Raw genomic sequence first — 13,534 nt, forward strand, 5'->3', positions numbered from 1 at the left:
GTTGAAATGGGATAAGGGTAAAAGTTTGAGTAACTCTTTTCTAATAAAAAATAGGACTTACATCCCAAGCTCTTCAACCCTATTAAAACATACTTGAAAAGGGATTGGTTTTGGAGGGAGGGATTACATGCCTAAATACAGAAAAATACCGGTCGTCGTAGAAGCCGTAAAACTGAAGAGATCAATTACAATTGAAACATCAGAAGGTACAGTAAGAGGTTTACCTGGTGACTATTTGATTACTGAGCCAAATGGTGAGCAATACCCGATTCGATCTGAAGAGTTTGAAGCAACGTATGAACGAGTAAAATCGTCAAAGGATCTAGGTAACTTTCTAAAAAGAGCGCTAGGGAAACTGAAGAATAAGTCTTCAGAGTATTTTATGAAGCATCAATAATCGCACTTAATATGGTAAAGAGAGGGATGAAAAGAAGTTTTAATGACGAAATAATTAGCCTACTATGAAAAGCGGTGTTCCCCCTTTTCAGTAGGTTTGTTTTTTGAACGATTTCATTGATTAACTCTTCTTATAGAAGAGCAACTCCCGCCATTACTCTTAAATCTTTATTTATGAAAAAACTGACTCAAACTACATCCCCTTCTAACTAAGTGTGAGTTCCTAGTTGAGCCAGCTGCACGAGGCAATTATTTAACCTTAATAAACATAGATACGATTAATCCTATACAAAGAAAAACACCAAGTACTATGAAACTCATCGAATAATTCGAAACACCAATTAAAAAAATCGCTGTAACTGGCCCTAAACTTGCCCCCACAAATAAAATAAAGGCATTAAACGTAACGGCAGTACCTCTTACTTTTTCTCCTAAAATACTAACCATTGATATAGTAACGGGACATACTAATGCAATTCCTGCAACAAATACAACACTCATAAGAACAATCATAAATAAATTGGAGAAAACACCTACCATCACCACTCCTACGGTTGCAAGAACCATTCCCACTCGTAATACATTTGAAATACCATATTTATTAGATAGCTTTCCAGCAAAAGGAGCTAATATAATGCCAAAAATTCCGACCGCTCGAACCGCTAGAATTTCTTGGCTCGACAACCCAAACGTATTCGTACTTAAATAGCTGCCTAAAATCGTATACATGGCCACGAGTGAAAAGAGGGATAGAAACGTAATGAACAATGTAAGCAGCAACTGCTTATTTTTCAGCAAAACCGCCATTTGTTTAAAAATATCCCACACCCGTACTCCGCTCGAGCTTCGTTCCTCTCGAGGAAGTACGAAAATAACGAGAAGACTGGATATAAAATACAACGCTGCGAGAGTAAAAAAGATAAAGGGCCAGCCCCAAAGCTCTTGGATCGCACTGCTTAACACTTGACCAAAAATAGCTGCCGTCAAAAAACCTGAAGTAATAAATCCGATCGTCGTCAATCGCTTTTCCGACGGATACACTTCTCCTACGTAAACTAGAGAGATAGGTGCATATACAGAAGCAACGGCTCCTTGAAGCGCTCTTAAGATGAGTAACCAATAAAAACCTTCGACAAATCCAATTAAGAGAGTAACAATTGTAATGGAGCAGATTCCGATCATTAAAAAGGCTTTGCGTCCAAATCGGTCTGAGAGCGCCCCAAAAATTAAACAACCAAGTGCGTAGAAAAGGGAGAAAACACTTCCTGTTAGAGCTGCCTGTTGTAATGAAACCTCAAAAGAAGCACTAAAAACAGAAATAAGCGGGATCGTAATATACATGCTCGATAATACTACGAGCCCACACCACACTAATACTACAGTTATTAATGAATATGACTGCTCGGTTGGGTTTCCTTTCACCTCATTTAGTTGTATCCCACTCATAGAATCCCTCCTTTTAGTAACTCCCCCTTTAGTCCTTGTCCTACGTCCTCTTTATCGAATATATATGATTATGCCATCTTTTTTTTATATAGAAGTTGTTTCACTTTTTTGTTTCGTATTTAAGATCCGGCCAAATCAAAAACACTTGATCGCAGAACAACTACGACCAAGTGATTTAAATGAACAAAATAAATAAAGCTAGAGCAATAAATAACCAACCTGAAATCGAACTTGCATGATTTTTAAATACATTCAGTGCCACTAAGTGACCGAATTTGGAGCCAGCCCATATAAATAGGAAACTAGTTGCAAAGGCCAAAAAACTTGAAAGTAAAATTGGAAAGCCTGCCAATCCACCTGAAAAGCCTGCAGCTAAAGAGTCGATCCCTAATGCAATCCCTAAAATAACTGCAGCTTTTAAGCTTAGATCTAGCTTTTTTTCATGAGTCTCCTCTCCTTTCGATTTTCTTGCATCCCATAGAAACCATAAACCTATGGCGAGAAAGACAAAGGAAGCTAAATAGAATAATAAATGCTCTGGTATCACTCCAGCAATAACGTCGCCAAAATATAAACCTGTCCCCATCGTTAACCCCGAAAAAATCGCAATGATGAATATAACCTTTAGTGGAATTTTTCCTCTCATACCGAGTGAAAAACCTACCGCTAAATCATCGAGATTAGACGCAATGACAAGTATTAGTATATGCCAAATCAAAAGATGCCTCCTTCAGATATTTTTCGTTATATAAAGCCGCTGATCCCTGCCTAGCGTTACAAATAAATGGAATAAATAAGGGTAGGTCGATCTTTAATATTCGTTTCCTTCTCCATACTCATACCTATCCGTTCAGCTACTTTGATCGAAGGGGTATTGTATTTATAGATCATTGAGATTAAACGAGACCATCCAAGCTTACTCCAACCATAATCACGCACTGCGCTTGCTGCTTCCGTTGCAAATCCTTGTCCCCAGTAGTCTCGAACAAATAAATACCCAATTTCCATTTCTTCTTGACCATCTACGATCTGCGGAACAATCCCACACTGACCAACGAATGTGCCTGTATTTTTTAACTCGCATATCCAAAGCCCTGACTGATGTTTTTCGTAATTCTTTATATTCCAGTTTATCCATTTTCGTGCATCTTCTCTCGTCTTAGTTGATGTATAGTACTGCATCGCAATGGGATCGGAAAATATTTTCATAAGATGATCTTCGTCTTGAATATTCATCTTTCGTAATATTAAACGTTCGGTTTCTAGTATAGTCATCTCTTTCATCCTCAAGAGTCCCCTTATGGATATCCAATACTCATTTATCTACACAATTCAAACAAAAATACCCGCATGGGGTTGCTGTCTGCGAGTATCTAATCGTAGGTTAATTTGCTTGTCTTATTTCAACATGCTCACTCAACTTGATATTGAGTTTGTCAAAGTCTCTTATTTTTAATAAGTCCAAGTTAATCTCAACTTCTTTTCCGTTCGTTAATAGTAAGATTAGTTTGTTGTCACTAATTCTGCTTTCTTCAATATCATTATAATTGATTTTCCGCTTCAACCGAATAAGTCCCTTATGAACTAACAGCATGTCATTTTCAAGCTGTATATATGTAATGTCATTCAAACGTAAATAATAAATGCCTATAATTATACTTAATGCCACATTACAGCTAATAATAATCGCCACAATAACTGTATAGGCGCTAAATCCTAACCCAATAAACAGAAATACTAGACAAATAAGATTTAGAACAGCAACGCCTAACCATAGCACCCCTGTTGTTTTCCATACGCTATTTTCTCTATATTTCAAATCCACTCCATCCATCTCCCCATCACTTCTGTACCACTACTATACTATTTTTCGTTTTTTTTGTAAAAGTGAGTACGGTACAATAAAAACAGAAGCTGTTTCATATGAACAGCCTCTGCTTCGTCTTACAATTATCAGTTATCCTTGAACTCCTCATGTGTGATCCGCATAATTTGATTATCTTTATATTCGCCGTCGTGTATTTCCCGTTTAGGAAGTACTTTTACTTTTTGAAAGCCACATTTCTCATAACAAGCAATCGCTCTTTCGTTCCACGTCTGCGGATCGATGAAAATTTCATGTACACCTTTCTTGGAAAATAAAAAGTCGACTGTTAACTTTATTACGTCTGTTCCAATTCCTTTATTCCAATATGTCGGTTCACCGATAAATAAATCGATCCCATACACTTGCTCGTTTCTTGCAGCTCCATACACCTTTATTTCTTCTGGTTGTAGATGATAATACTGTAAATAACCAATGGCTATTTCACCGTAAACGATGATACAAGATTGTACATAATTCTCTCCTATAGCTCGTGAACGATACTCATCGTGAATCTGTTCAAGAGTATGTTTGACACTTTTTCCTTCGTAGAATTCTTGAACGACTTCATCATTTAACCACTTAAAAAGTAATTTATAATCTGATTCACAATCCATCAGTTTTCGAATGGATAATCTACCTTTTGCAGCTAGCATTAACTGTCGTCCCTCCGAGAAATTAACCCTAATCTCTCACATAGTTGCAAATAGTTTTGAGCATATTCCAAATCATAGGATCCCGACTCCATGTGAACTAATGCCAAAACCTCTTGTACGGAACGAGTGCCATCGATCCAATATTGTAAAAACACTTCATAACCTGCTGGGGGCTTTGCCTGTTTCTTATATTCATACCATTGTAAGCGTTCTTCTAACGGTAACCGTTCTAACTCAAACGTTAAATCAAACGGACCCTCATAGGTTCTTTTATACACCTTCTCTGTAAATTCTGACGGTAGACTAGCCGCTTTTGTTTCAATTTTAGTACCCAATGCTTCAGTTGCCTGTGCGTGCTGTTGTAAAACTTTTATTTGATCATCTAGTAACATTTGTGCTTGATCTACTAGCTTCGGGATGCTATCAAACTTGCGAATGTCGGCATACTGTCGATAGCTTTCCAATGCACGTTTTTCATAATCACAATAAAACTTAAAGGCCCCGCACCAACCTTTATTAAGTTGCTGATTATTCAATATTGTTGTTAGAGCCTGTTGTAAATCTGTGTATCTCGTAGCGGTATCATTGTTTAATAGTAACGACCAGTTTTGTTCACTGCCATTCGCCAAACCATATGCATATAAAGCTGTCGTCAGTGCAACCATTTTCATCATGTTTGGATCAAGGTTGTTCGTCGAATCTTCGGTCGTATGGTAATGCTTGTCTGGCCACTGGATCAGCATCGGACATGGAATCCCAATCGTCGGGTCAGCAATAATATAATGATCACTTCCTCCAGAAAACCGTGTTCTTAAGAAATGGGTTGTACTATAGCTGAAGGTTCCTGTTAAATTACTCGTATTCTGACTGACTTGCTGAAACAAGTTATAAGCAAAACGATCAACAAAAGTCGGCGTTGCCATTGGTGGCTGTTCAATACATAACGGTCCACCGCCTTTCGTCTGATCTGCTCCCACCATATCTAAGTTTAGCGCTGCAATTGTCGTGTCTTTCCGCTCCGGGTGTTGAGCAAAGTACGCATACGTTCCTGTCATTTCAGGCATCATTAAAAAGCGTATTCCTAAATCAGGTTGCGGTAGCTTTCTTTCACTGATCAGTTGCTGTAATGCTCGCATCGTTTCCATTAATGTACCTGGGCCTGATGCATTATCTTGTCCCCCAGGATACGGATGACATAAGTGACTGACTAGTAGAACTTCTTCTTGTTGTTTTCCAGGAATAAAAAACTCGATATTCTCGTAGTGACCATCATACAGCTTGGCATCCACTTTTGCTGTCAAACGAACCGTTCCTTGTTTACTTTTTGCGCGTAATTCTTCTCCAACTCTTGGAGAAACCGCAAAACCAAATGCTTTTTGTTCGTCTCCCTGCCACCAGAATGACGTATACTGGATAGCATCAGGCATATCTAAGCGCGTTCGGATCGGTGCATACTCATTTAAATTATCAAATATAAGACCGATTGCCCCATGCTTTACAACGGCTAGATCATGAATTAAAAATTGATTTCCACGAACAAGTGCTATTTTTCCATTTAAATTCAGCCCTTCATAACTTTTGGGATCTTCTGCCTCTTCAACGACTACCAGTTCCGCTTCAATTCCTTCTGGCGGTGTCGCCACACTTCGTTGTACAACAGAAATTTCCTCTTCTTCAAACCGTGCAATTCGCTTCCGCTCTTCTCCTTCAATCCATAATTCAGCATGATTACAATGCCATTCTTGAAAGGTCCGATGAGCTAAAAACCGGCTGCCTGCTTCAGCTGAATAGGATATTAATTCAGCATCGACCCCGTCACGTTTTAATATTTTCACAACTGCTTCTGCCGCTTCACGGTACCCAGTTGACGCTTGGATCCGATGAAACTGAGCAATCCGATCGGCATATCGAAACGCTTGTCTTCCTGAAAGTTCTTCTTGTAAAACTTTTCTCCAGTTCGAAAACATATTCATTTCCCCTTTATTCTGAACTATGTATTGTCATCGTTATTTTTAGACTATTCGGTTATTATTGTACCAAAATGAAGGGAGCTTTTGGCGGTCCCTGATAAATTTCTTTAGAGATACGTAATATATTTTTTCAAACAAAAAAATACCTCCTGCAACATTACAGAAAGTATTTTAAAAGGTGTATGTTTAAAAAACCAATGATTTCGTTAACTATGCTCTCTTGGGACGCCAGGAGGAGAGTATGGTGGCGGACTTTTCAACCAACCTCTGGCTTTCATTAAATTTTTAAGCGGTGAGGCAAATTTCATAAGTTGCACTTGGATTTGAAAAAACATCAGACCGACATCACTTCTAATACATTGAGACATGGATGTTGCACAAAATGAGATGGATGCAGCTACTTTTGCTGAAATTAAATTCGCAATTTCATCATTTGTTAATCTTACACCTTCAGGAACTGCAGCAGGGTCTGAGTGCGGCTTATCTTCATTTACTGCAGGTAATTGAACTCCCTCTTTAATTAAGAACTCTTTTATCATTTCGTAATCTTTTTTCGACGCTTGTACCGCATTTTCTAATGTATGTTTTAAATCAGGATCAGTCGTTGTGTTAAGTGCGGCTTGGTAAAGGGCTCGTGCTTCTTGAAATGCAGTGACAGCCGTCCATAAGCTCATTACCTCACCAACATGTAACGGTGGTTTGGGTTCATTATCTATAAAAGATTGTAACAACTCAGTTACCGCTTCTATCGCTCTTGTCATCGTTTCCACCCCAAGGTTAAATTTTTATGTAAAACTAGTGCATTCGGAAGGCACTAGTTTTCCAATAAGCACTGGTACTGATCATTAAATTCGGCTGGTTCGAACCGTTAGGAGGTATGTTAGGCTAATCAAAAACACGTGAATATTGTTTATTCTCTGGATAACTTTTGACAACAAAGTTTTAAACGATACGCTAAGTCGATTGATCATTTTCATCCCCTCCATTCATTATTATTAGCTATTGAAACGAAATTTTTATTATAAAATTTTTTCCAAATTATTTGTAAGACAGAATTAAATTAAAGAAAGACCAAAACGGATAATCCATTTTGGTCTTCCCTTGATTTATCACCATTTATCACAACACGATCTACGCTTCGGTCTAACAATCCATGGTCGATCATCATATTTTTTACGTTTATTGTAAGGTTTCTTTTTAAAATCATTTTTCCGTTTATCGTCATCGTCTTTCTTCTTCTTTTTTTCCACTTCTTTGCAGACAAGGACTTTGTCATCTTTTCTTTTGTCCTTAACTCTGCATTCCAAAAAGAGTTTATCTTCATCTTTCTTTTTCTTTTTCTTTTTTTCTACCTCTTTACAAACTAAGAACTTTTTGTCATCGTCATCTTTCTTTTTTCGATGGCCGTCTCTTTTTTTATGATGATCGATTAAATCAGCTAGGTCATCCAGTAAATCTCGATAGTGGTTAAGCATATTCTCCCTCCTTCCTATGTCGAGATGTTATATACTATTTAGGAAGAAGGAGTTATGGAAAGGCGCTTGTCTTACGAAATATGACTGATTTTGCCTTTTAATTTTATATACGAATTTTTAAAACTAAAATAACTAATCATGTTGTGATCTCATCTTTTGTTTCCTCTTTTAATTTCCTAATCGCTGCCTTACAAACCCCGTAAGAAAGCCATTTACAGCCTTTGCATAAAACGTCTAAATCATCAGGCTCAATATTTTCTCGGATTCGCCGAAAAATAGTTTTCTTGGAATAATAAAAACCAGGACGTACTTGTAATTTCTCATTTATTCTTCGATCCAGTTCCCTGATTTCATAATCGACTCTTTCAAATGTGGTACAGTTGTTCCGTTCCATGGCAGGGCAATGCTTGCAAATTTCATCCGTATGCTCATTTACAAATATCTCAAAATCAAGGTCTACTTTTCGATAAATTGGTGCGAGGTGCTCCATTTTATTAATAAAAGAAGGAGAATATCCATGTCCACTATAACCTAATAAACATAATAAATGATGTCCCCGTAAATTCATTTCCCCCACTCCCCTTTTAAAATGCCATCTTACCGTATCCAACCAGTAAAAAATGATTGTATCTTAAAATCAAAAATCGATTTACAATTTCATTTACATTATATAAACATTCAATAAAAACAAAGGAAACCCTTCTCAATAAAACATAATGTCAACTTCTATTTTTTATATGTTAACATATGGATTGTTCTTGCAACAGGTTTTAAAGTTGTATTTCACTTTTATTTTTTTACATGTTTTCTTACCTTACCGGTATATCAATCCACTTACATTACATCATCCTATGTTAAAACGCACAAAAAAGAAGACCACCTTTATGAAGTAGTCTTCTTTCTGTTTCTCTATCTTAATTTTATTCATTAGTTTAGAAAGTTGGTAAGTTGTCTAAGTTATTAGTTGGATCTCCATCTGCGTCACTGCGCAAATGCATGTCTCCATCCCTGCCTCTAAATACATTGACGTGTTCAATTTCACCATTTTGCGCCATCATTTGTGCTTGCTTATAATCAACAATTTGTCCACTCGATAATTTTAATTCTACGATATCACCTTCGTTATTTTTTCTGACAGCTACAACTTGTTGACTCATATAGACAGCCTCCTTTATCGTGGTGAACTATTTCTTTCTAACTTTAGTATTACACAATATACAAACTTTATCCTTGAGAAGCTTGTAAATCTCACAAAAAGGATACGTTATTTCTTACATAAAGTAACCGTCCTTATCGAACAATACAATCAAGATCAAGGGAGTGGTGATGGGACATGAAATCAAATTCCGCTGAACAAAAAGAAAAACCGTTACAGTGGTGGCAACTCTCGCTATTAGGTGTTGCTTGTACGATAGGAACAGGTTTTTTCCTCGGTTCAAGTATTGCTATAAATATGGCTGGTCCATCTGTTATTTTCTCATATATTATCGCTGCTATCGGAACGTATTTTGTATACGAAGCACTAGCTAAATTAATGATTAATGATCCGCAAAAAGGGTCTTTTCGCACATATGCTAAGCATGCATACGGACGTTGGGCTGGTTTTACAAGTGGATGGGTATATTTTCTTTCTGAACTGTTGATCATTGGTAGCCAAATGACTGCCCTTTCAATCTTTTCACGGTTTTGGTTTCCAAATATTCCGTTATGGGTATTTGCAACGATTTATTCCGTTCTCGGTTTGCTCGTCATCCTGATGGGACCTTCTGGCTTTGACCGCGTTGAAAACTTATTAGCCGTGCTCAAAATTGCAGCCATTTTAATGTTTATCATTCTAGCGCTCCTTGCTTTATTTGGAGTGTTAGGGGCTGGAGACGGTGACGCATTTCGTATTCCAAGAACGTATGACACTGTCTTTCCCAATGGTTTAACAGGCCTGCTGCCATCGCTTATTTATGGGTTTTACGGGTATGCCGGGATTGAAATTATGGGGCTGTTAGCTGTACGTTTAAAGGATATGAAAGAATCACCCAAATCAGGGAAGGTCATGTTGTTATTATTAGCTATTATTTATGTATCTTCGATTGGACTTGCCCTATTAATGGTATCTTGGGACCGCTTTACGACAGAAAAAAGTCCGTTTGTCACTGCACTGAATCAATATGACTTAGCCTTTGTCCCCCATGTATTTAATGCAGTATTTATCATCGCCGGTTTTTCTACGATGGTTGCCTCTTTGTTTGCGATCATTCGTATTCTTGTAACACTTGCAGAAGACCGTGATGCACCAGGTATTCTTTCAAAGCGTGTAAAAAAAGATATCGCCCTTCCTGCTATGGCATTAACTGCAGGCGGTATAACGATATCTATTGTTTTGGCTTTAATTATGCCTGGTCGAATTTATGAATACGTGACGACAGCCGCTGGACTTATGCTACTGTACAATTGGTTTTTCATTCTCGGTTCATACGGTAGAATTATTAAGATGACATTAATGTCCAACATCAAACGTATTTTAGGGTTTATCCTTGTTTTTCTCGGTGTTTTTGGGACTGTTTTTCACCAGACGAGCCGTCCGGGCTTTTTTGTGAGCTTGGGTTTTATATCAATTATCGGGATCGTCACTTTAATTATGAAACATTTTTGGAACAAAACAAAAGATGATGATAATGGTCCAGGTTCCTTGTTTACGAAAATAAAACAGTAGCTGCTTGAATACCAAAATAGATTCCAAAGCCAATTAACGACAACCCTGAAATGACAGAAATAACCGTCAATAACCGAGTCGTTAAATATTTACGCATGGTACTTGCAAGACCAGCCATCGTTAAATCCCAGATAGTAATTCCAATGAATATGGCGGCGCTATACAAAATGACTTTTCCTGTACCATAAGTCGTTACGGTTTTCGCCAAAATCGACCCAAAAATACCTAACCAAAAAAGGATCGTCAACGGGTTAAATAAGGACATAAAGAAACCTGACATGAACGATTTAAAATGCGATTCTTTTTGACTTCTCATGTTGTTAACATCGATTTGACTTGCACCCGATAAACTTTCAAACCCTGTATAAACGAGTACAAAGAAACCGAAAATCCACAGGAACGTCTGCATAAAAGGAATTTCTAAAAAATGTACGACTCCTACAAACACTAATAACATATAAAAAGCATCGGCAACTGTAGCACCTAAACCTACAAGCCAGGCATGAAAAAAGCCGTTTTTTATTCCTCTATCAATTTGGGCTGCATTAACCGGCCCAATGGGTGCAGCTAATGATAAACCTAAAAGAATATAACTTATAAAAACACTCATCGTTTCCTCCTCCAAATCAACAAGCTTTCTGCAGCGGACAAACTGTACGACTTGTACATTGTATTCAGCTGCATTGAAACTTACGACTGGAGGATTAATTTTTTATACAATTCTTACCCCAAATAAAAAGCTGCTTCTTCTAAAAATAGGCAGCTTTCTCTGTTAATTTAATTGAATGGAAACAATATAGACGTGGTCATAGTTTGTTACCTCTTTTAACTCTTCTTCCGTTAAAGGCCCATTGATCACTGTGATTGCATCTTCATTTGATCTAATGACAGATGCTACTGCGTATTTTTCATTTAGCGATAAAAAAACTGGGTCTGTAATCCCACCGTATGCACTTAATGAATGATCTTCATGTAAGCTTAATTCTTTGTCAATGGAACCATGAGTGGTTTCCGAATTGGTCATCACAGATAAAGTCCATCGTTCCTTCTTCATTTTTTCAAACTGTTGATTAATAAAGACGGTTCGAATAACATTATCGTCACTATTTTCATAAATCGGTGTTGTCATCTCAACTACTTTTGAGACGAGCTCACCTTTTGTATAGTGATCGACAGTGACATAAATCTCAGATACATCAACATTTTCAATGTCAATATCATAAACAAACGCACGGTCTCCAATACTTTGCAATAACCCCTCTTCAAATCTTGTTAATTCGCCATTTTTGATCACTGCAGTTCTTTGTTCTTCTCTCGATTGTTCCTTATTTCCTTGTTGATTAGTTGCCCCTTCATTTGACGGTTCTGTTGTACAAGCGGCTAAAAAAACAGTTGCACAAAGTAAAAAAAGTAAAAATAAGCGTTTCATTTGCCCTCTCCTCTTTCCTGGAAAAACATCCTATGATAAATTCAATACGTAAGACGTTATTAAATCCATCAGGTTACACTAATATAAAAATATTTTTCGAGGTGGTTTGAACCATGAATTCTATACATACTTTAGATACACCGTCATTGTTGCTGAACTTAAATCAGCTTGAAAACAATTTAAATGAGATACGAGACATTGCGAAACAAAATGGAATCGAGTGGCGCCCACATATTAAAACGCATAAGAGTGTGAACATCGCAAAAATGCAATTAGAAAAAGGCGCATGTGGTATTACTGTTGCTAAATTAGAAGAAGCAGAAGTTATGGCGGCGGCACATATTTCAAATATATTAATTGCTTATCCACTGGCTCAGCCAAAAAAACTTGAACGATTAAAAAAATTATCTTCCCAAACGAAAGTGATACTAGCGATTGACTCATTCGAGCAAGCTGAAATTGTGAATACTATTTTTTCCGGCTGTAGTGAGCCCTTAGAAGTATGGATCAAAGTGAACTCTGGATTGAATCGTTGTGGTATTGAAATGGAGGAAATTGTTGAATTAGCGCAAAAAATAAAAACGATGAAACCTCTAGCGTTAACTGGCATCTTTACACATGCAGGTCATTCCTATGCTGCATCTTCACAAGAGCAAATTGAAAAAATTGCGGAAGATGAAGCAAATTCAGTCATTCAAAGTGCTGAACTTTGCGAGCAAGCTGGCATTCCAATTCAACACCGAAGTGTAGGCTCTACACCGACGTTTAAGTATGGAGCCAAAATAAAGGGCATCACTGAAATTCGTCCTGGTAATGCTGCGTTTTATGATATGTGCCAAGTCGGATTAGGGGTTGCTGAAACTAAACAATGTGCCTTGACCGTTCTCGCAAGTGTCGTGAGCAAAAAGAAGGACCGGATCATCTTTGATACAGGTAGTAAAGCCTTGTCATTAGATCAAGGGGCACATGGGAATAAGAGTGTTGTCGGTTACGGCCGCGTAATTAATCACCCTGAAATAACGATCGAGCGACTTTCCGAAGAACATGGAGTCGCATCATTTAAAGACACACTATTAGAGATGAATGATACCGTAGAGATTATCCCCAATCATTCATGTGTGGTCGCTAACTTGTTTGAAGAATATATTGTTCATCGTGATGGAGAAGTTGTTGAGCGTTGGAAGGTCGAAGCTCGCGGAATGATGAAATAAGCAAAGAACTATTGAAAATCGATGGATTAGGTGAATCTACATACCTTATTTGTTCTCATTAGTAGGTTTTATCGCTCTCAGTCACTTTCTCTCAGTCAGCTTTTTCATTTATTAGCCATTTTTTATTTTTATTGTCCAATTTGAAAATTTATTGTCCGTTTTTACAGTTTATTCGGTTCAACCCCCTAAGTTTGGACACATACTCACGATTCCTTCGTTTTATTTAGTTTTTCATTTTCTTCTAGCGCGCTTACGCTTACTGGCCTATTGATCGAGACGAACAGAAATCTGTCCATCTCGATCAATAGGAATTATTCCTACATGGCTTGTTCTACTTGTTTTGTTTCTCCAGCTTGCCATTTCAAATAATATTCCAACGG

Annotated in this window: 15 protein-coding genes; 3 read left to right on the forward strand and 12 right to left on the reverse strand. The window is 37.5% G+C overall.

Going from position 1 to position 13,534, the window contains the following annotated elements; genetic code table 11:
• Positions 1-127 precede the first annotated feature (127 nt).
• Positions 128-397 carry a hypothetical protein gene (locus tag N7Z68_RS08545; protein WP_275118052.1) on the forward strand — a complete coding sequence of 90 codons (270 nt, stop codon included), beginning with the start codon at positions 128-130 and terminating at the stop codon, positions 395-397.
• A gap of 248 nt (positions 398-645) precedes the next feature.
• Here the strand turns inward: N7Z68_RS08545 and N7Z68_RS08550 are convergent, their stop codons facing one another.
• From N7Z68_RS08550 to N7Z68_RS08595, 10 genes are all read right to left on the reverse strand, one after another.
• Positions 646-1,842 (reverse strand): MFS transporter, encoded by a 1,197-nt coding sequence (locus tag N7Z68_RS08550; RefSeq protein WP_275118053.1) that lies wholly within the window; start codon positions 1,840-1,842, stop codon positions 646-648.
• Between the two features lie 175 nt (positions 1,843-2,017).
• Positions 2,018-2,560: a manganese efflux pump MntP gene (locus N7Z68_RS08555; protein WP_275118054.1), complete on the reverse strand. Its 543-nt coding sequence runs from the start codon at positions 2,558-2,560 to the stop codon at positions 2,018-2,020.
• A 56-nt stretch (positions 2,561-2,616) separates the two neighbouring features.
• Entirely contained in the window at positions 2,617-3,126 is a 510-nt protein-coding gene (locus N7Z68_RS08560; RefSeq protein WP_275118055.1) for a GNAT family N-acetyltransferase, read from the reverse strand.
• A gap of 100 nt (positions 3,127-3,226) precedes the next feature.
• Positions 3,227-3,667 carry a hypothetical protein gene (locus tag N7Z68_RS08565; RefSeq protein WP_275118056.1) on the reverse strand — a complete coding sequence of 147 codons (441 nt, stop codon included), beginning with the start codon at positions 3,665-3,667 and terminating at the stop codon, positions 3,227-3,229.
• A gap of 128 nt (positions 3,668-3,795) precedes the next feature.
• A complete protein-coding gene (locus tag N7Z68_RS08570; protein WP_275118057.1) occupies positions 3,796-4,362 on the reverse strand; it encodes a GNAT family N-acetyltransferase in 567 nt (188 codons plus the stop codon).
• On the reverse strand, positions 4,362-6,329 hold the full coding sequence (locus N7Z68_RS08575; RefSeq protein WP_275118058.1) for a DUF4910 domain-containing protein: 1,968 nt from the start codon (positions 6,327-6,329) through the stop codon (positions 4,362-4,364). Before N7Z68_RS08575 ends, N7Z68_RS08570 begins: the two co-directional genes overlap by 1 nt.
• A gap of 209 nt (positions 6,330-6,538) precedes the next feature.
• Entirely contained in the window at positions 6,539-7,093 is a 555-nt protein-coding gene (locus N7Z68_RS08580) for a DUF3231 family protein (protein WP_275118059.1), read from the reverse strand.
• A gap of 348 nt (positions 7,094-7,441) precedes the next feature.
• Positions 7,442-7,807 carry a hypothetical protein gene (locus N7Z68_RS08585; protein WP_275118060.1) on the reverse strand — a complete coding sequence of 122 codons (366 nt, stop codon included), beginning with the start codon at positions 7,805-7,807 and terminating at the stop codon, positions 7,442-7,444.
• A 136-nt stretch (positions 7,808-7,943) separates the two neighbouring features.
• A complete protein-coding gene (locus tag N7Z68_RS08590) occupies positions 7,944-8,375 on the reverse strand; it encodes a DUF1284 domain-containing protein (protein WP_275118061.1) in 432 nt (143 codons plus the stop codon).
• Positions 8,376-8,739: 364 nt separating this feature from the next.
• Entirely contained in the window at positions 8,740-8,964 is a 225-nt protein-coding gene (locus tag N7Z68_RS08595) for a DUF3892 domain-containing protein (protein ID WP_275118062.1), read from the reverse strand.
• A gap of 176 nt (positions 8,965-9,140) precedes the next feature.
• Between N7Z68_RS08595 and N7Z68_RS08600 the strand changes: the two genes are divergently transcribed.
• Positions 9,141-10,514 carry an amino acid permease gene (locus N7Z68_RS08600; RefSeq protein ID WP_275118063.1) on the forward strand — a complete coding sequence of 458 codons (1,374 nt, stop codon included), beginning with the start codon at positions 9,141-9,143 and terminating at the stop codon, positions 10,512-10,514.
• On the opposite strand, the gene N7Z68_RS08605 is transcribed toward N7Z68_RS08600, so the two are convergent.
• Both N7Z68_RS08605 and N7Z68_RS08610 read right to left on the reverse strand, forming a co-directional pair.
• Entirely contained in the window at positions 10,495-11,124 is a 630-nt protein-coding gene (locus N7Z68_RS08605; protein ID WP_275118064.1) for a LysE family transporter, read from the reverse strand. The genes N7Z68_RS08600 and N7Z68_RS08605 overlap by 20 nt on opposite strands.
• A 162-nt stretch (positions 11,125-11,286) precedes the next feature.
• On the reverse strand, positions 11,287-11,943 hold the full coding sequence (locus tag N7Z68_RS08610) for a YgaN family protein (protein WP_275118065.1): 657 nt from the start codon (positions 11,941-11,943) through the stop codon (positions 11,287-11,289).
• A 113-nt stretch (positions 11,944-12,056) separates the two neighbouring features.
• On the opposite strand from N7Z68_RS08610, the gene N7Z68_RS08615 reads away from it, so the two are divergent.
• Complete coding sequence (locus N7Z68_RS08615; protein ID WP_275118066.1) at positions 12,057-13,154, forward strand: alanine racemase; 1,098 nt, start codon at positions 12,057-12,059, stop codon at positions 13,152-13,154.
• Positions 13,155-13,534 lie beyond the last annotated feature (380 nt).

This window comes from Alkalihalobacterium chitinilyticum (genome assembly GCF_029028005.1).
GTDB lineage: Bacteria > Bacillota > Bacilli > Bacillales > Bacillaceae_F > Alkalihalobacterium > Alkalihalobacterium chitinilyticum.

Bases quoted from the DNA above. Each gene is read 5' to 3' on its own strand.
- N7Z68_RS08545 (WP_275118052.1), top strand. From the start codon at position 128: ATGCCTAAATACAGAAAAATACCGGTCGTCGTAGAAGCCGTAAAACTG.
- N7Z68_RS08550 (WP_275118053.1), bottom strand. From the start codon at position 1,842: ATGAGTGGGATACAACTAAATGAGGTGAAAGGAAACCCAACCGAGCAG.
- N7Z68_RS08560 (WP_275118055.1), bottom strand. From the start codon at position 3,126: ATGAAAGAGATGACTATACTAGAAACCGAACGTTTAATATTACGAAAG.
- N7Z68_RS08570 (WP_275118057.1), bottom strand. From the start codon at position 4,362: ATGCTAGCTGCAAAAGGTAGATTATCCATTCGAAAACTGATGGATTGT.
- N7Z68_RS08575 (WP_275118058.1), bottom strand. From the start codon at position 6,329: ATGTTTTCGAACTGGAGAAAAGTTTTACAAGAAGAACTTTCAGGAAGA.
- N7Z68_RS08580 (WP_275118059.1), bottom strand. From the start codon at position 7,093: ATGACAAGAGCGATAGAAGCGGTAACTGAGTTGTTACAATCTTTTATA.
- N7Z68_RS08585 (WP_275118060.1), bottom strand. From the start codon at position 7,807: ATGCTTAACCACTATCGAGATTTACTGGATGACCTAGCTGATTTAATC.
- N7Z68_RS08590 (WP_275118061.1), bottom strand. From the start codon at position 8,375: ATGAATTTACGGGGACATCATTTATTATGTTTATTAGGTTATAGTGGA.
- N7Z68_RS08595 (WP_275118062.1), bottom strand. From the start codon at position 8,964: ATGAGTCAACAAGTTGTAGCTGTCAGAAAAAATAACGAAGGTGATATC.
- N7Z68_RS08600 (WP_275118063.1), top strand. From the start codon at position 9,141: ATGAAATCAAATTCCGCTGAACAAAAAGAAAAACCGTTACAGTGGTGG.
- N7Z68_RS08605 (WP_275118064.1), bottom strand. From the start codon at position 11,124: ATGAGTGTTTTTATAAGTTATATTCTTTTAGGTTTATCATTAGCTGCA.
- N7Z68_RS08610 (WP_275118065.1), bottom strand. From the start codon at position 11,943: ATGAAACGCTTATTTTTACTTTTTTTACTTTGTGCAACTGTTTTTTTA.
- N7Z68_RS08615 (WP_275118066.1), top strand. From the start codon at position 12,057: ATGAATTCTATACATACTTTAGATACACCGTCATTGTTGCTGAACTTA.